We start from the raw sequence: 15,637 nt of genomic DNA on the forward strand, positions 1-15,637 counted from the left end.
ACGCATGGCGACCAAGACGGCGAATGGCAGCGAGACGGCCGAAGCGCGCGAGGAAGCGGTCGAAGGCGTGCTGCTCGACATCACCTCCGCCGCCGTCAAGAAGCTCATCGCCCGTGGCAAGGAGCGCGGCTACGTCACCTATGACGAAGTCAACGCCGCCATGCCGCAGGAGCAGGTGAGCAGCGAATTCATCGAGGACACGCTCTCCTCCCTCTCGGAAGCCGGCATCAACGTCGTCGAGGCCGAGGAATCCGAGGAGGGTGAAGCCAAGCCCGCGAAATCCGAGGATGGCGAGGAAAAGGAAGAAGAAGAGGCCGGCGGCAATGTGGACGAGGAAAGCCTCGGCCGCACCGACGACCCCGTGCGCATGTATCTGCGCGAGATGGGCAGCGTCGAACTGCTGAGCCGCGAGGGCGAGATCGCCATCGCCAAGCGCATCGAAGCCGGGCGCGACATGATGATCACGGGCCTCTGCGAGAGCCCGCTGACCTTCAAGGCCATCATCGCCTGGTATGAAGCGCTGAAGGCCGAGCCGCCGCGCATGCTGCTGCGCGATGTGATCGACCTCGAAGCCACCAACGCCGCCGACACGCCCGAGGGCACGCCCCCCGAGCCCGAGGAATTCGAGGAAGGCGAGGAAGGCGAGGGCATGGGCCTCTCGCTTTCGGCGCTGGAGGAGAAGCTGAAGCCCGATGTGATCGCCAATTTCGAGGCGATCCAGACGATCTTCAGCAAGCTCACCAAGCTCTCTTCCAAGCGGATGGACCTCTACACCTCCGGCGAGGAATTGGCCGGCCGCAGCGAGAAGACCTACGAGAAATCCCGCCAGGAACTCGTCACGCTGGTTGAGAAGGTGCATCTGCACAACAACCGCATCGAGGAACTGGTCGAACAGCTCAAGGCGCTGAACCGCAAGCTGAACACGCTGGATGGCCAGGTCCTTCGCATGGCGCTCGCCCACAAGGTGCGCCGCGAGGAATTCCTGGAAAACTGGATCGGCAGCGAGCTGGACCCGGGCTTCATTGACCGCGTCGCCAAGCTGAAGGGCAAGGCCTGGCCGGCCTTCGCGCTGAAATCGCGCGATGACCTTGAGGCGGTGCGCGTCGAGATCGGCGCCATCGCTGCCGCGACCGGCTTGCCCGTCGCCGAATTCCGCCGCGTCTACAAGACGGTCTCCGCCGGCGAGCGGGACATGAACCAGGCGAAGAAGGAGATGATCGAGGCCAATCTGCGCCTCGTGATCTCCATCGCCAAGAAATACACCAATCGCGGCCTGCAATTCCTGGATCTCATCCAGGAGGGGAATATCGGCCTGATGAAGGCGGTGGATAAGTTCGAGTACCGCCGCGGCTACAAGTTCAGCACCTATGCCACCTGGTGGATCCGCCAGGCCATCACGCGCAGCATCGCAGACCAGGCGCGGACCATCCGCATCCCGGTCCACATGATCGAGACGATCAACAAGCTGGTGCGCACCAGCCGCCAGATGCTGCACGAGATCGGCCGCGAGCCGCAGCCCGAGGAGCTGGCCGAGAAGCTCGGCATGCCCCTCGAAAAGGTCCGCAAGGTGCTGAAGATCGCCAAGGAGCCGATCTCCCTGGAGACGCCGATCGGCGATGAGGAAGACAGCCACCTGGGCGACTTCATCGAGGACAAGAACGCGATCATCCCGCTCGATGCCGCGATCCAGTCCAACCTGCGCGAGGCGACGACCCGCGTGCTGGGCAGCTTGACCCCGCGTGAGGAGCGCGTGCTGCGCATGCGCTTCGGCATCGGCATGAACACCGACCACACGCTGGAAGAGGTCGGTCAGCAATTCAACGTGACGCGTGAGCGCATTCGCCAGATCGAGGCCAAGGCGCTGCGCAAGCTCAAGCACCCTTCCCGTTCCCGCAAGCTGCGCAGCTTCCTGGAAACATGATCCGCCCGAGCTTGATGAAGCTGGTGGAACCCACCACCCGCATCGCGGTGGACGTCACCTTCCTGCGGATGGACAAGCGCCCGGCTGACCCCGGCGCCCCCCTCCCGGAGGGGCTCGTCGTGGAGCAGCTGTTTCCGCGCTGCGGCGTGCCGCTCTACCGCGAGCTCTACGCGACGGTCGGGCATGAATATGTCTGGTGGCTGCGCCGCACCCTGAGCGACCGCGACCTTGATGCCCTGCTCTCGGACCGCGCCATCAGCATCCATGTGCTGCGCGACGCCGAGGGGATTCTCGGGTTCTATGAACTGGACCGGCGCGGCTGGCCCATCATGAACCTGGCCTATTTCGGGCTGTATCCGCGGGGCATGGGGGGTGGCATCGGCATGGCCCTGCTGCGGCACGCCATCGCAGCCGCATGGAAAGAAGAGCCGGCGGCGCTGACGGTGAACACCTGCACGGCGGATCACCCCCGCGCCTTGCCGAATTACCTGAAGGCAGGCTTCCACAAGCTGCGAACGGTGCGGGAGGAATGGCCCGTTCCGGATCGGCTGGGCTTGCCGATTCCGGAACGGCTCAAGATCTGACGCGCGGCTTTCGCCCGGTCAGAACACGAAATAGGCGAGTGCCGCCGTCACCAGCACGACCAGGGCGAGGGCGCGCAGCACGACCCAGCCTTCGCCACGGTTTTCGCCCTCTTCCAGCTTGCCTTGGCGGATGATGATCTCGTCGGGATAAGTGTCGGCGTCGTTGGGCATGCATTGCGTCCTGGGGGTTCGGGGGAGGCGAGCGTCACGCGCAAGCCTTGAGATCGTTGTAACCCTCAAGCGCCCCCGGGGTTGCGCCGAAACTCCTCCCCCTGCGCCCGGCAGGACTTGAACCCGCAACCAAGCCGTTATGAGCGGCCCGCTCTAACCAGTTGAGCTACGGGCGCGAAGGGAGGCCTTCTTGTGCGGTGATCCGCGTGCGCGATCAACCCTGGTTCCAGCGCCGCGTGGCCCAGAGCGCACGCAGCTCCGCCTCCATCGCCAATGCCATGGCGCGGTAATCCGCCCCCAGAACCGGGCGCAGCGGCATGGAGAGGCGCTCCGCCTCACGGATGAAGCTGGGGTCGGCCAGCATGGTGGTGAAGGCGGTGATCAGGCGCTGCGTCACCTCCTCGGGCATGCCGGCGGGGCCGACAAAGCCGCGGCTGGCGCTGCCCAGCACATCCACGCCCTGCTCGCGATAGGTGGGCAGGTCCGGCAGGCCAGGCCAGCGCGTGGCCGAGGCCTGGCCGATGCCGCGCAACCGGCCTTCCCGCACGAAGGGCAGCGCCTCGCTCACATTCATCGCCGCGATATCCACCTGGCCGGTGAACACCTGCGGCAGCATCTGGCCGATGCCGGGGAAGGGCACATGGGTCAGCCGCGCGCCCGTCGTCGCTTCGAAGCGGAACATGGTCAGGTGGTCATCGCTGCCGATGCCGGTCAGCCCATAGGTCAGGATTTCGGGTCGGGCGCGGCCGGCGGCGATGATGTCGGCCAGCGTGCGATAGGGGCTTTCGGGGCGCACAAACAGCGCGCAAGGGTCATCCACCACGTTGGCGAGATAGGTGAGGTCCGCCACGCGATAGCGCACCGCGCGTTCAATCGGGTGGGAGACCAGGCCGGGCATGGTGGTGGCCCCCAGCGCGTAGCCATCGGGCGCGGCATTGGCCGCGGCCTCATGGCCGAGCTGGCCGCCGGCGCCCGGCCGGTTCACGATGACGAAGCGCGCACCGGGCAGGAGATTGGCCAGGAAGGGCGCCACCGCGCGGGCCATGACATCCACGCCGCCCCCGGCCGAAAACCCGACATGGATTTCAATCGGGCGGGCAGCGGGCCAGCCGGCCTGCGCCCGCGCCTGGCGGATAGGCGCCGACCAGAGCGCGGTAGACAAGAGCGGGGCGGACCAGATTGGGGCCGTGGCCAGGGTAAGGGCGGCGCGGCGGGTGGGCATGGCGGGCGATCCTTCGGGTGAGATTACACCCGAGCCATGCAATATTCATGCAACCGCCCGCCGGCGCGCCTATTTCGCGGTCTTGGCGCGCTCGATGGCTTCCAGGATCAGCTTATGCGCCTCGGCCGCATTGCCCCAGCCGATGACCTTCACCCATTTCCCGGGCTCCAGATCCTTGTAGTGCTCGAAGAAGTGGCGAATCTGGTCGAGCGTGATCTGCGGCAGATCCGTCACCTCATGCACATTCACATAGCGCTTGGTGAGCTTGGGCGAGGGGACGGCGATGATCTTCTCATCATGGCCCCCATCATCCTCCATCTTGAGCACGCCGACCGGGCGCACATTGATGACGGCACCGGGGACGATGGGCCGCGTATTGGCCACCAGCACGTCAATCGGGTCCCCATCATCGGACAGGGTGTGCGGCACGAAGCCGTAATTGCCCGGATAGCGCATGGGCGTGTGCAGGAAGCGGTCCACGAACAGCGTGCCCGAGGCCTTGTCCATCTCATACTTGATGGGCTCGCCCCCGATCTCGACCTCGATGATCACATTGAGGTCATGCGGCGGATTTTTGCCGATGGGGATGGCGTCGAGGTTCATCAGGGGCTCCAGCGGCCTTGGGATTTGGACGATGCGCCGTCAAACCACAAAAACCGCCACGAGGCGAGGGGTGCATCGGTTGCATAGCAGATAAGACGCGGCCTAGGCTCCGGGGGAATGGCGGCCGGCAAGCAGCCGCCCGATTGGGAAGAGAGGAAAGAGATACGTGATCACTGTGACCCTGTTGTTGGTCATCCTGCTGGGGGCGACGTCGCTCGCCTATGGCTGGATCACGACCAAGGAAATCATGGCCAAGCCGGCGGGCAATGCGCGCATGCAGGAAATCGCGCAGGCCATCCAGGAGGGCGCCTCGGCCTATCTGAAGCGGCAATACATGACCATCGGCGCGGTGGGTGCCGTGCTCTTCGTGGTGGTCTGGCTGCTTCTGGGCGGGACGGTCGCCATCGGCTTCCTGGTGGGGGCCGTCCTGTCGGGTCTGGCCGGCTTCATCGGCATGAATGTCTCGGTCCGCGCCAATGTGCGCACGGCCGAAGCCAGCCGTGAGGGCCTGGCGGCGGGGCTCGACCTCGCCTTCAAGTCGGGTGCCATCACGGGCATGCTGGTCGCGGGCCTCGCACTGCTCGGGGTCGCGGTGTATTTCTTCGTCCTCGTCATCTTCATGGGCCACGCGATCAACTCGCGCATCGTGATCGACAGCCTGGTGGCGCTGGGCTTCGGCGCCTCGCTCATCTCGATCTTCGCGCGTCTCGGCGGCGGCATCTTCACCAAGGGTGCGGATGTGGGTGGCGACATGGTGGGCAAGGTGGAAGCCGGCATCCCCGAGGATGACCCCCGCAACCCCGCCACCATCGCCGACAATGTGGGCGACAACGTGGGTGACTGCGCCGGCATGGCGGCGGATCTGTTCGAGACCTACGCGGTCACGGCGGTGGCCACCATGGTGCTGGCCGCCATCAGCTTCGGCGATGTGGGCCGCACCTCGGGCATGCTGTTTCCGCTGGCGATTGGCGCGGTCTGTGTCATCACCTCCATCGTCGGCACCTATTACGTGAAGCTGCCGGCCAACCAGTCCATCATGGGGGCGATGTATCGCGGCCTCATGGTCACGGGTGCGCTCAGCCTCGCGGTGCTGCTGCCCCTCTCCTTCATCTTCTTCGGCTTCGGCAGCACCACGGCGGGCGGTCACACATTCGGTGCCTTCAGCCTGTGGCTCTGCGGTGCCGTGGGCCTGGGTGTCACGGCGGCGATCGTGATGATCACCGAATACTACACGGGCACGCAGTTCCGCCCGGTGAAATCCATCGCCGAGGCGTCGCAGACCGGCCATGGCACCAATGTGATCCGCGGCCTCGCGGTCAGCATGGAAAGCACGGCGATCCCGGCCATCATCATCATCGCGGGCGTGATCTGCTCGCATGGGCTGGCTGGCCTCTACGGCATCGCCATCGCCACCACCACCATGCTGGCGCTGGCGGGCATGATCGTGGCACTCGATGCCTTCGGCCCGGTCACGGACAATGCCGGCGGCATCGCGGAAATGGCCGGCCTGCCGCCCGAAACCCGCGTGACCACGGATGCGCTGGATGCGGTGGGCAACACGACCAAGGCGGTCACCAAGGGCTATGCCATTGGTTCGGCGGGGCTGGGCGCTCTCGTGTTGTTTGCGGCCTATACGCAGGATCTGAACTACTTCATCGCCAACCCGGCCACCTATCCTTACTTCGCCGGCCTGGGCGCCATCGATTTCTCGCTGGCCAATCCTTACGTCGTGGTCGGGCTGCTGTTCGGTGGGCTGCTGCCCTATCTGTTCGGCGGCATGAGCATGACGGCGGTGGGCCGCGCGGCGCAGGCCGTGGTGGAGGAAGTCCGGCGGCAATTCCGCGAAAAGCCGGGCATCATGCTGGGCACGGAAAAGCCTGACTATGCCCGCGCCGTGGACATGCTGACCAAGGCCGCCATCAAGGAGATGATCATCCCCTCCCTGCTGCCGGTGCTGAGCCCGATCGTCTGGTTCTTCCTGATCGCGGCCATCGCGGGCAAGGGGGCTGCCTTCGCGGCCCTGGGTGCCATGCTGCTGGGCGTGATCGTCACCGGCTTCTTCGTCGCCGTCTCCATGACGACCGGCGGTGGCGCCTGGGACAATGCGAAAAAATACATCGAGGAAGGGCATTACGGCGGCAAGGGCAGCGAAGCCCACAAGGCCGCCGTGACCGGCGATACCGTGGGTGACCCCTACAAGGACACCTCCGGCCCTGCCGTGAACCCGATGATCAAGATCACCAACATCGTCGCCCTTCTGCTGCTGGCGATTCTGGCGCATTGAGACCCACCCCGCCGGAGGGCGGGAGACGCAGAAAGGGCCGGCGGATCACTCCGCCGGCCCTTTCCATTTATCGGGGCTGACGCCTGTTCAGCGCAGCACGATTTCCACCCGGCGGTTCTGCGGCTCACGCACGCCCATGGCCGTTGCCACCAGGGGGCGGTCGAAGCCGAAGCCCTGGATGGTGATCTCGTTCCGCGCGACGCCACGACGGACCAGCTCGCCCGCTACCGCTTCGGCACGACGCACCGAGAGGCGCTGGTTGTAGGCGGCCGTCCCGGTGCGGTCCGCATGGCCCGAAACCTCGATGCGGGTCGAGGCCACGGTCCGTGCATTGGTGGCGGCATCGCCGATGATCTGGCGCGCACGGTCGGTCAGGTCCGCGCGATCCCAGTCGAAGAAGACGAGGTAGGTGCGGGCCGGCGCCGGGGCGGCGGCGACGGCCGCCACCGGCACAGGGGCCGGCGCCTGGTTGAAGGCATAGCGCAGGCCCACAAGCACGGAGTGGTTGTTGTCCGAGCTGCGCAATGTGCCGCCGCCGATCACCCGGCCATTGGTCGTGTTGACGAGGCGGGTGTTCAGATCCGTCGGCTGGGTGCCGAGGTAGCGATACTCGGCCGTGACGGCGAGGCCGGGGACGGAAGCGATCGGGAAGGCCGCGCCACCGATGGCCTGGTAGGCGAAGCGCCCGTCAATATCGCTGGAGCGGAGCGAGACGCCGCCCGGCGCGCTGACCGAAAGCCCATGCATGTCACGCCAGACATAGCCCACGCCGCCGCCGATATAGGGCACCATCCAGGTCACGCCCGGGATGCGGAAATCATAGAGCATATTGGCCATGGCGCCGTAGCTGCGCTGCATGCCGCCCGCCGTGTTGGTGAAGCCCGCGCCACGGAAGCCGCCCACCTTGTCAATGTCATTCTGGCGGAAATTGCCCTCCGCCTCGATGCGCAGGCCGTTGCCGAAGCCATAGCCGATCGAGAAGACGCCGACGAAGCCGGGCTCGAAGATCGCCTGGCCACGGCCGGCAACGCCGCGCGCGGCCAGCCCGGTGGCCAGGGTGTTATTGCTGTTGAGCGTGCTGTTCTCCAGGAAATTCACGCCGGCACCCGCGCCGATGTAGAGGCCGGTCACGGTTTGCTGGGGGGCCAGGCGGAAATTGTCGAAGGCGCTGCGCGGGGCGGGCTGCGCGCCGGCCGCCAGGGGAAGCGCGATCGCCGCGGCGCCAAGCATCAGGCTGGTCTTGAACTGGTTCATGTCTACTCTCCGGGCATAAATCGCCATCAGCGTCTCAACCCGGTCCGGTGCCGCGAGTTGCGCAGGACGGCAAAACTTTCCGGCAGGGTTGCGGCGGGGCCACGGATGCCCCTTCTATCCGGCATGCTGCGTGCGCTGCTTCTCCTGGCCTTGCTTCTGCCCCCCCTCATCGGGCGGGCCAGCGAATCCGCATCCGTGGAATCGCCCCGCGCCGTGGTCACGCTGCTGGCCGACCGTGCCGCCATCGCCCCTGGTGAGCCTTTCCGCCTGATGCTCCGCCAGCGCCTCGCCCCCGGCTGGCATACCTATTGGCGCAATGCGGGGGATGCCGGCGCCCCGCCCGAGATCACCATCGAATGGCCCGAGGGCTGGGCGGCGGGGGAGTTGCAGTTCCCGGCCCCCAGCCGCATCGCCTTCGGCCCGCTGATGAATTTCGGCTATACCGGCACGGCGGATTTCCTGCTGAGCGTGACGCCGCCGGCTTCTTTGAAGCCCGGGGATTACGTCACCATCACGGCCGATGCCACCTGGCTGGTCTGCGCCGATGTCTGCATCCCCGAGGAGGGGCGCTTCACCCTTGGCCTCGATGTGGCGCAGACGGCCCGCCCGGCGCATGCGGCCGCGTTCCAGGCAGCCGAGGCCGCGCTACCCCGGGCGGCACCCTTCCAGGCCAGCTTTGGCTTCGCCGGGACACGCGGCGCCCTGACCATCCGCAGCCCGAGCTTCACGGCCGGCGCCGTGCGCGCCGCCGAGTTCTTCCCCGACGCGCAGAATGTGATCGAGAACGCGCCCGAACAGAGGCTGGCCGCGCGCGAGGGGGAGATCACGCTGATGCTGGCCCGCGCTGCGGCGGACCCGCCAGCGCCCCTGACCGGCGTGCTGACCATCACCGATGCCGCCGGAGTGCGCGGCGCCTACCTCGTGGCGGCCGAGCCGGGCGGGCCGTTGCCGGGCAACCCCTTGCCGCTGTGGCAGGTCCTGGCTTTCGCGGCGCTGGGCGGGCTGATCCTGAACCTGATGCCCTGCGTCTTCCCGATCCTGGCCATGAAGGCGATGGCCATGGCCCGGCTTGGCGGGGCGGGGCGCGGCGCCATCCGGGCCGAGGCGGCCGGCTATACCCTTGGGGTGGTGCTCTCCTTCCTGGCGCTGGGCGGGCTGATGCTCGGGCTGCGGGCCGCGGGCGGCGGGGCAGGTTGGGGCTTTCAATTCACCTATCCGGCCTTTGTCGCCGGCATGGCCTGGCTGATGCTGGCGGTTGGGCTGAACCTCTCGGGCGTGTTCCAGCTTGGCGGGCCGGCCGGGATGGGCCAGGGCCTGGCTGGGCAGGGTGGGCCGCTCGGCAGCTTCTTCACGGGCATCCTGGCCGTGGTGGTGGCCACCCCCTGCACCGCCCCCTTCATGGCAACGGCCATCGGCGCGGCCCTGGTACTGCCGCCCAGCGCCACGCTGGCCATTTTCGGCGCCATGGGGCTGGGGCTGGCCGCACCCTACGCCATGCTCGGCCTGTTTCCCGGGGCGGGCCGCTTCCTGCCGCGCCCGGGCGTCTGGATGGAGCGTTTTCGCCAATTCCTGGCCTTTCCCATGTATGGCGCGGCGGCCTGGCTGGTCTGGGTGCTGGCGCAGCAAGCGGGGCCGGATGGCGTGCTGACGGTGCTGGTCGGCGCCGTGCTCATCGCACTCGCCGCCTGGGCCTGGGGGGTTGCGCAGCATTCCGGCCGCACGCCCCGCCGCCTGGGCGAGGCGCTGGCCCTGGCCGCGGTCCTGGCCGCCCTGGCGCTGCTGCCCCTGCTCGGCTCCGCGCCGCCCGCCAGCGCCGCACCGGGCCAGGGCGAGGCCTGGTCCGCCACGCGGCTGGCGGAATTGCGGGCGGAGGGGCGGCCGGTCTTTGTGAACCTGACCGCCGCCTGGTGCATCTCCTGCAAGGTGAATGAACGCGTCGCCATCGGCACCGAGGCCACGCAGCGGGCATTTGGCGCCGCCGGGATCGTGCAGCTCACCGGCGACTGGACGCGCGGCGACCCGGCCATCACGGCCTTGTTGCGCGAACATGGGCGCGATGGCGTGCCGCTGTATCTGCTCTATCCGGCGGGGGGCGGGGCGCCGGCCATCCTGCCGCAGATCCTGACGGAGGGGATGTTGCTGCAGGCGCTGCGCGGCTGAGGTTGCTGCCTTTGGGGCCGCTGCCTTTGGGGCCCGGGCCCCTGGTGATAAAGGGGTGCCATGTGCACCGTGATCCTCCTGCGCCGCCCCGGCGCCACCTGGCCGTTGCTGCTGGCCGCCAACCGGGATGAACGCCTGGACCGCCCCTGGCAGATGCCGGCGGAGCATTGGCCCGGCATCATCGGCGGGCGGGACACGCTGGCCGGTGGCACCTGGATGGCCATGAACCGCCATGGCGTGGTGGCCACCGTGCTGAACCGCGTGGGCAGCCTGGGCCCTGATCCGGACAAGCGATCACGCGGCGAATTGCCGGGCCTCGCCCTTCAGGGCCGAACGGCCGAGGCGGCGGCGGCCCGCATCGCGGCACTCGATGCGGGGCTCTGGCGGCCCTTCAACATGGTCGTCGCCGATTCCCTGACCGCCTGGTTCATCGCCGGCCTGGGCGCGGGCCAGCCGGAGGTGACGGCCCTGCCCGAGGGCATTTCCATGATCACGGCCCATCCGCCCAATGATCAGGGCAGCCCGCGCACCGCCCGGCATCTGCCACGCTTCCAGGCCGCCACCCCGCCCGAGCCGCCCGATTGGGGCAGCTGGCCCGCCCTCCTGGCCGATTCCGAGGGGCGCACGGCCGAGGCACTGAACGTGCCGCCGATTGGCGGCTTCGGCACGCTCTGCGCCTCGCTGCTGGCGCTGGGCCGGGCCGGTGAGCGGGAGTGGCTGTTTGCGCCGGGGCCGCCGGATCGGGTCGAGTTTGCGCCCGTGATGATGTGATGCAGCGGGGCGAGGGGCGCTGCCCCTCGCGCTCCCCGGCGCGACGCCCGGTTTCCTCTGCCTTCGATGTGTGGGAGTGGGCCGGTGACCTGGCCTTCCTTGACCCAGCGGCAAGCATGCCGTGGCAGGCGCCCAGGCCCGCGTGCCACGCATGGGCAAGCCTGCTATATGCGAAAGCGATTCCAGAAGGACCGCCCCCCATGGCTCGCCGCCGCCAGATCTACGAAGGCAAGGCCAAGATCCTGTTCGAAGGTCCGGAGCCCGGCACCATCGTCCAGTATTTCAAGGACGACGCCACCGCCTTCAACGCGCAGAAGAAGGGCACCATCACCGGCAAGGGGGTGCTCAACAACCGCATCAGCGAATACCTGATGACGCGCTTGGGCGAGATCGGCATCCCCACGCATTTCATCCGCCGGCTGAACATGCGCGAGCAACTCGTGCGCGAGGTGGAGATCATTCCGCTCGAAATCGTGGTGCGCAATGTCGCGGCGGGCTCGCTCGCCACGCGGCTGGGCATCCCCGAGGGCACGCGGCTGCCGCGTTCCATCATCGAATATTATTATAAGAACGACGCGCTGCAGAACCCGATGGTGAGCGAAGAGCACATCACCGCCTTCGGCTGGGCCGCCACGCATGACCTGGACGACATGGTGCAGCTGACGCTGCGGGTGAATGACTTCCTCACCGGGCTGCTTCTGGGCGTCGGCATCACGCTGGTGGATTTCAAGCTGGAATTCGGCCGGCTCTACGACAATGAGGAGATGCGCATCGTCGTCGCGGATGAGATCAGCCCGGATAATTGCCGCCTCTGGGACAGCAAGACGGGCGAAAAGATGGACAAGGACCGCTTCCGGCGCGATCTGGGCAAGGTCGAGGAAGGCTACCAGGAGGTGGCGCGGCGCCTGGGCATCCTGCCCGAGGCCGGCGTGCGGGACCTCAAGGGGCCCGAAATGGTCCAGTGATCGCCTGGACGTGCGGGAATGGATTGCAGCCTGGTGAAGCACAGCTTCGCCAGGGCGCCGGGGGGCCATTTCCCCGGGCGGGTTGGAGGGATGAATGACGCGTTTGAAGGTGACGGTGTTTCCAAAGGCCGGCGTGCTCGACCCACAGGGCAAGGCGATCGAACGCGCCCTGGCCGGACTCGATTTCACCGGGGTGGGTGAGGTCCGTGTGGGCAAGGTGATGATCGTCGAGGTCACCGAAACCGATGCCGCTGCGGCCAAGGCCATGGGCGAGGCGATGGCGCGCAAGCTGCTCGCCAATACGGTCATCGAAAGCTTCACCGTGGAGGTGATGTGACCGCGCGTGAGACCTCCTTGCGCTGGTTCGTCATCGCCTCCTTCGGCTTCGCGGCCTGGCGGGTGCTCACGGCCGGGACCTATCTGGCGTTCGGCCCGCCCATCGTCTCGAATTACTGGCTGACCGAGGTGTTCTTTCGCCTCTCCAAGGGGTTTCTGGGCGGGCTGTTCTGGCCGATCAGCTTCGCGCTGGATGGCTGGCGGGACCCGGTGGGCTGGTTCTTCTACCCATGGTGAAGGCCTCGCTCCTGCTGATGGTGGTGCTGACCGTGCTGGTGGCCATGGGCCTGCGCTGGCGTGAGCAGCGCCTGCCGGGCGGCAAGCCGCAGCCCCGGATGGGCTGGATCGCCACGCAGAAGGCCAAGGCCAATCGCTGGGTGACGGCCGCCGCCATTGCCGCCATCGGCACGACGGTGCTGCTGGGCGGGCTGCACTGGTTGCGTGTGATGCAGGGGTGAAGGGGGCGGGCGATGCCGGGCAGCTTCAACATCCTGCTGTTCTTCCCGATCATCCCGGCCGCGGTCCTGGCCGGCATGCTGCTGGGCATGGGCATCGCCGCCCTGCCGCTGATGTGGATCGCCTATTGGCTGCTGCCGCCGGGCTGGATGCGGGATCTTTCGCCGCGCACCGTCTTCCCGGCCTGCATGCTGGTGGCGCCCATCCTGCTGCTCTCGGGCGTGATGGGCGTGGCCCTGACCGGCCCGCCGCGCGACGTCGCGGAGACCGAGAAGCCCACGCTGGAACAGGTGCGCGAGCGCCAGGCGCTGTTTCGCCACCTGCTGCCCCATCGTGGAGCCGGGCCGGCGGAGAGCACCGAGTGACATCCTGGCCGCCGGCGCGGCGCCGCCCCGCCGGGCGGCCCGGCTGTGTTGAATGAACGCGTTTTGAGCGCCGAGCGCTGTGTGGAGATATGGGCATGAAGGCAGCCATCCTGGTGTTTCCCGGCACCAATCGCGAGCGGGACATGGCCATCGCGCTGCACCGCGTGAGCGGCGTGAAGCCCACCATGCTCTGGCACCGCGAGACGGCCTTGCCGCCTGGCACGGACCTCGTCGTGTTGCCGGGCGGTTTTTCCTATGGCGATTATCTGCGCTGTGGCGCGATGGCCGCGCAATCGCCCATCATGCCCGCGGTGCGGGCCCATGCCGAGCGCGGCGGCCATGTCCTGGGCGTGTGCAACGGCTTCCAGATGCTGTGCGAGGCGGGCTTGCTGCCCGGCGCGCTGCTGCGCAATGCCTCGCTGCGGTTCCTCGCGATGGACTGCGTGATGCGCGTCGAGCGCGCGGACACGCCCTATACGCGCCATTTCCAGCGCGGCCAGACCTTCCGCGCCACCATGGCGCATGGCGATGGCAACTACTTCTGCGACGCCGAAACCCTGGCCGCGCTGGAGGACGATGGCCGCGTCGTGCTCCGCTATGAGGGCGAGAACCGCAATGGCAGCCTGAACGCCATCGCCGGCATCTGCTCGGCCAATGCGCGGGTGATGGGGCTGATGCCGCATCCGGAAAACTGCGTGGACCCGCTGGTGGGCGGCACCGATGGCCTGCCGCTCTTTACCTCGATCGCCGAGGCGCTCGCGCCGGCCTGAACAACCGGCCGGTCGCGGCCGTGCGGTAAATCGGGCAATGTGTGGAAACAGAGGCCTGGGCTTCCCTGTCTTCGCTTGCGATGAGACGGCTCTCGCAGGCTGGTGAGTTGCCTTGCGGGGGGATCGAGGGGCCAGCCCCTCGAGTTCCCCGGCAGGAAACTCGTTTCCTGCACCTTCATCAGTGAGAAGATCTAAGACGCTGAATTTCTTGGTGGGGGGCCGCAACGCGGAGACAAAGCGATAGGGCAACGCTTTCTTGCGGCAGCCCGCCAGGCCCCGCCAACAGCGCATCGCTGCTCTGGCCCGGATGCGCGATGCCGGACAGGCGCCGGGGCTTCACGGAGCCGGTGCGGTTCAGGCCACCCGGCGCATGACGAAATCCGCCTTGGTCGCTCCGCAATCCGGGCAGGACCAATCCTCCGGAACATCCCGCCACCGCGTGCCCGGCGCCAGGCCATCCTCCGGCGCGCCCTTCGCCTCGTCATAGACGTAGCTGCACAGCTCGCATTCCCAGATGTGAAAGGCTTCGTCGGTGCTCATGGCATTCTCCGGGCTGAGGCAGGCGGGGGCATGGTCGGCGCCGAGCATCCGAAGCATGGGCGGCTTCCGTCAAGCCTGCCCGGCATGGCAGGCTGCGCGGATGCCCCTGCCCGAGCTCGACCACATCGCCTTCCTTCGCCACAGCTTTGCCGTGGCGCGGCGGGCGCGTGCCCATGGCAAGCATCCTTTCGGCGCCATCCTGGTGGATGCGGCGGGGAGGGTGCTGATGGAGCAGGAAAACGCCTTCGACACCGAAGGCCGCACCGGCCATGCCGAGACCGTGCTCAGCCGCCGCGCCTGCGCCGCCTTTACGGCCGAGGAACTGGCCCAGACCACCATGTATGTCAGTGCCGAGCCCTGCGCGATGTGCGCGGGCAGCCTGTATTGGGCTGGCATCGGCCGGCTGGTCTATGCGATGAGCGAGCACAAGCTGGGCCAGATCATTGGCCCGCATCCGGATAACCTGACGCTGGACCTGCCCTGCCGCACGGTGTTGCAGGCGGGCCAGCGCGAGGTGGAAGTGCTCGGCCCCTTGCTGGAAGACGACCCGGAGGCCGCTTCCATGCATGAAGGTGCCTGGGAGCGCTGAGCGTCAGGCCGGCAATTCATAGCCCATCGCGGCCTCGTCCCGCAGCACGCGCCGCACGGCCGGGCGCGCCATCATGCGGTCATGATGGGCCGTCAGGCGCGGAAACGCCCCTGGCTCCAGGGCGGCACTGCCCTTGAAGCGCCAGAACAGGCGAAACAGGTGGATGTCCGCCACGGAACAGGTGGCGCCCAGCGCATAGGGCGCCCCGCCCAGGCGCCCCTCCGCCAATGACCAGACCTGCAACGCATGGTCCACCCCTTGCCGGCGGGCCGGATGCACCGTGGCCGCCAGAAAGGACATCCAGGAGATCACCTGCGCCTCGGCCAGGGCATCACCCATGGGAAGCAGGCCGGCTTGCGGATGGCGCCGTGCCAGCCAGAACAGGATGGCCGCGACTTCTGTCAGCGGCCCCCCCTCCGTCAGCAGCAGCGGGACCTTGCCTTCGGGGTTCAGCGCCAGGAATTCGGCGCTGCGGTTTTCGCGCCGCCTCAGCGAGACCTGCCGCGGCGTGAAAGCCGCGCCGACCTCGTGCAGCGCGATATGTGGAGCCATGGAGCTGGAGCCTGGTGCAAGGAACAGCGTCAGCACGCCCAAGCCCTCCCCATCCGCGTCGTCATGCGATAGAAACCGCTCACACCTTTTCCGT

The 15,637-nt window shown here is 67.7% G+C and carries 18 protein-coding genes and 1 tRNA gene; 12 read left to right on the plus strand and 7 right to left on the minus strand.

What is annotated here, in order from left to right:
• Positions 1 to 4 precede the first annotated feature (4 nt).
• Entirely contained in the window at positions 5 to 1,921 is a 1,917-nt protein-coding gene (rpoD, locus tag LHU95_RS05265) for an RNA polymerase sigma factor RpoD (RefSeq protein WP_248710332.1), read from the plus strand.
• Complete coding sequence (locus LHU95_RS05270) at positions 1,918 to 2,505, plus strand: GNAT family N-acetyltransferase (RefSeq protein WP_248710333.1); 588 nt, start codon at positions 1,918 to 1,920, stop codon at positions 2,503 to 2,505. Before rpoD ends, LHU95_RS05270 begins: the two co-directional genes overlap by 4 nt.
• 18 nt (positions 2,506 to 2,523) lie before the next feature.
• Here LHU95_RS05270 and LHU95_RS05275 read toward each other — a convergent pair whose 3' ends face one another.
• The 4 genes from LHU95_RS05275 to ppa all read right to left on the minus strand — a co-directional run bounded on the left by LHU95_RS05275 (position 2,524) and on the right by ppa (position 4,501).
• Entirely contained in the window at positions 2,524 to 2,676 is a 153-nt protein-coding gene (locus LHU95_RS05275) for a hypothetical protein (protein WP_248710334.1), read from the minus strand.
• 102 nt (positions 2,677 to 2,778) lie between these two features.
• Positions 2,779 to 2,852 (minus strand) — tRNA-Ile (locus LHU95_RS05280).
• A gap of 38 nt (positions 2,853 to 2,890) precedes the next feature.
• On the minus strand, positions 2,891 to 3,898 hold the full coding sequence (locus tag LHU95_RS05285; RefSeq protein ID WP_248710335.1) for a tripartite tricarboxylate transporter substrate binding protein: 1,008 nt from the start codon (positions 3,896 to 3,898) through the stop codon (positions 2,891 to 2,893).
• 69 nt (positions 3,899 to 3,967) lie between these two features.
• Positions 3,968 to 4,501: an inorganic diphosphatase gene (gene ppa, locus LHU95_RS05290; protein WP_248710336.1), complete on the minus strand. Its 534-nt coding sequence runs from the start codon at positions 4,499 to 4,501 to the stop codon at positions 3,968 to 3,970.
• Between the two features lie 169 nt (positions 4,502 to 4,670).
• Between ppa and LHU95_RS05295 the strand changes: the two genes are divergently transcribed.
• Entirely contained in the window at positions 4,671 to 6,785 is a 2,115-nt protein-coding gene (locus tag LHU95_RS05295; RefSeq protein ID WP_248711505.1) for a sodium-translocating pyrophosphatase, read from the plus strand.
• 87 nt (positions 6,786 to 6,872) lie between these two features.
• On the opposite strand, the gene LHU95_RS05300 is transcribed toward LHU95_RS05295, so the two are convergent.
• Positions 6,873 to 8,039 (minus strand): OmpA family protein, encoded by a 1,167-nt coding sequence (locus tag LHU95_RS05300; RefSeq protein ID WP_248710337.1) that lies wholly within the window; start codon positions 8,037 to 8,039, stop codon positions 6,873 to 6,875.
• A gap of 105 nt (positions 8,040 to 8,144) precedes the next feature.
• On the opposite strand from LHU95_RS05300, the gene LHU95_RS05305 reads away from it, so the two are divergent.
• From LHU95_RS05305 to purQ, 8 genes are all read left to right on the plus strand, one after another.
• Positions 8,145 to 10,199, plus strand: coding sequence for a protein-disulfide reductase DsbD domain-containing protein (locus LHU95_RS05305; RefSeq protein WP_248710338.1), 2,055 nt, complete (start codon positions 8,145 to 8,147; stop codon positions 10,197 to 10,199).
• 60 nt (positions 10,200 to 10,259) lie between these two features.
• Positions 10,260 to 10,970 carry an NRDE family protein gene (locus tag LHU95_RS05310; RefSeq protein WP_248710339.1) on the plus strand — a complete coding sequence of 237 codons (711 nt, stop codon included), beginning with the start codon at positions 10,260 to 10,262 and terminating at the stop codon, positions 10,968 to 10,970.
• Between the two features lie 200 nt (positions 10,971 to 11,170).
• Positions 11,171 to 11,935, plus strand: coding sequence for a phosphoribosylaminoimidazolesuccinocarboxamide synthase (gene purC / locus LHU95_RS05315; RefSeq protein WP_248710340.1), 765 nt, complete (start codon positions 11,171 to 11,173; stop codon positions 11,933 to 11,935).
• A gap of 94 nt (positions 11,936 to 12,029) precedes the next feature.
• Entirely contained in the window at positions 12,030 to 12,272 is a 243-nt protein-coding gene (gene purS, locus LHU95_RS05320) for a phosphoribosylformylglycinamidine synthase subunit PurS (protein WP_248710341.1), read from the plus strand.
• Positions 12,269 to 12,508, plus strand: a complete 240-nt coding sequence (locus LHU95_RS05325) for a hypothetical protein (protein WP_248710342.1) — start codon at positions 12,269 to 12,271, stop codon at positions 12,506 to 12,508. Before purS ends, LHU95_RS05325 begins: the two co-directional genes overlap by 4 nt.
• Complete coding sequence (locus LHU95_RS05330) at positions 12,502 to 12,729, plus strand: hypothetical protein (RefSeq protein WP_248710343.1); 228 nt, start codon at positions 12,502 to 12,504, stop codon at positions 12,727 to 12,729. Before LHU95_RS05325 ends, LHU95_RS05330 begins: the two co-directional genes overlap by 7 nt.
• A 12-nt stretch (positions 12,730 to 12,741) precedes the next feature.
• Positions 12,742 to 13,092 carry a hypothetical protein gene (locus LHU95_RS05335; RefSeq protein WP_248710344.1) on the plus strand — a complete coding sequence of 117 codons (351 nt, stop codon included), beginning with the start codon at positions 12,742 to 12,744 and terminating at the stop codon, positions 13,090 to 13,092.
• A 95-nt stretch (positions 13,093 to 13,187) separates the two neighbouring features.
• Complete coding sequence (purQ, locus tag LHU95_RS05340) at positions 13,188 to 13,862, plus strand: phosphoribosylformylglycinamidine synthase subunit PurQ (RefSeq protein ID WP_248710345.1); 675 nt, start codon at positions 13,188 to 13,190, stop codon at positions 13,860 to 13,862.
• Positions 13,863 to 14,216: 354 nt separating this feature from the next.
• Here purQ and LHU95_RS05345 read toward each other — a convergent pair whose 3' ends face one another.
• Positions 14,217 to 14,402, minus strand: a complete 186-nt coding sequence (locus tag LHU95_RS05345) for a rubredoxin (protein WP_248710346.1) — start codon at positions 14,400 to 14,402, stop codon at positions 14,217 to 14,219.
• 100 nt (positions 14,403 to 14,502) lie between these two features.
• Between LHU95_RS05345 and LHU95_RS05350 the strand changes: the two genes are divergently transcribed.
• The gene (locus LHU95_RS05350; protein ID WP_248710347.1) at positions 14,503 to 14,991 is read left to right on the plus strand and encodes a nucleoside deaminase; all 489 of its coding nucleotides are present in this window, start codon (positions 14,503 to 14,505) and stop codon (positions 14,989 to 14,991) included.
• 3 nt (positions 14,992 to 14,994) lie between these two features.
• Here LHU95_RS05350 and LHU95_RS05355 read toward each other — a convergent pair whose 3' ends face one another.
• Positions 14,995 to 15,543: a glutathione S-transferase family protein gene (locus LHU95_RS05355; RefSeq protein WP_248710348.1), complete on the minus strand. Its 549-nt coding sequence runs from the start codon at positions 15,541 to 15,543 to the stop codon at positions 14,995 to 14,997.
• Positions 15,544 to 15,637: the final 94 nt, after the last annotated feature.

It is taken from the genome of Sediminicoccus sp. KRV36 (assembly GCF_023243115.1).
In the GTDB taxonomy this organism is placed as follows: Bacteria; Pseudomonadota; Alphaproteobacteria; order Acetobacterales; family Acetobacteraceae; genus Roseococcus.

Coding starts and splice junctions, on each gene's coding strand:
- rpoD (WP_248710332.1), top strand. CDS start 5: ATGGCGACCAAGACGGCGAATGGCAGCGAGACGGCCGAAGCGCGCGAG.
- LHU95_RS05270 (WP_248710333.1), top strand. CDS start 1,918: ATGATCCGCCCGAGCTTGATGAAGCTGGTGGAACCCACCACCCGCATC.
- LHU95_RS05275 (WP_248710334.1), bottom strand. CDS start 2,676: ATGCCCAACGACGCCGACACTTATCCCGACGAGATCATCATCCGCCAA.
- LHU95_RS05285 (WP_248710335.1), bottom strand. CDS start 3,898: ATGCCCACCCGCCGCGCCGCCCTTACCCTGGCCACGGCCCCAATCTGG.
- ppa (WP_248710336.1), bottom strand. CDS start 4,501: ATGAACCTCGACGCCATCCCCATCGGCAAAAATCCGCCGCATGACCTC.
- LHU95_RS05300 (WP_248710337.1), bottom strand. CDS start 8,039: ATGAACCAGTTCAAGACCAGCCTGATGCTTGGCGCCGCGGCGATCGCG.
- LHU95_RS05305 (WP_248710338.1), top strand. CDS start 8,145: ATGCCCCTTCTATCCGGCATGCTGCGTGCGCTGCTTCTCCTGGCCTTG.
- LHU95_RS05310 (WP_248710339.1), top strand. CDS start 10,260: ATGTGCACCGTGATCCTCCTGCGCCGCCCCGGCGCCACCTGGCCGTTG.
- purC (WP_248710340.1), top strand. CDS start 11,171: ATGGCTCGCCGCCGCCAGATCTACGAAGGCAAGGCCAAGATCCTGTTC.
- purS (WP_248710341.1), top strand. CDS start 12,030: ATGACGCGTTTGAAGGTGACGGTGTTTCCAAAGGCCGGCGTGCTCGAC.
- LHU95_RS05330 (WP_248710343.1), top strand. CDS start 12,502: ATGGTGAAGGCCTCGCTCCTGCTGATGGTGGTGCTGACCGTGCTGGTG.
- LHU95_RS05335 (WP_248710344.1), top strand. CDS start 12,742: ATGCCGGGCAGCTTCAACATCCTGCTGTTCTTCCCGATCATCCCGGCC.
- purQ (WP_248710345.1), top strand. CDS start 13,188: ATGAAGGCAGCCATCCTGGTGTTTCCCGGCACCAATCGCGAGCGGGAC.
- LHU95_RS05345 (WP_248710346.1), bottom strand. CDS start 14,402: ATGAGCACCGACGAAGCCTTTCACATCTGGGAATGCGAGCTGTGCAGC.
- LHU95_RS05350 (WP_248710347.1), top strand. CDS start 14,503: ATGCCCCTGCCCGAGCTCGACCACATCGCCTTCCTTCGCCACAGCTTT.
- LHU95_RS05355 (WP_248710348.1), bottom strand. CDS start 15,543: ATGGCTCCACATATCGCGCTGCACGAGGTCGGCGCGGCTTTCACGCCG.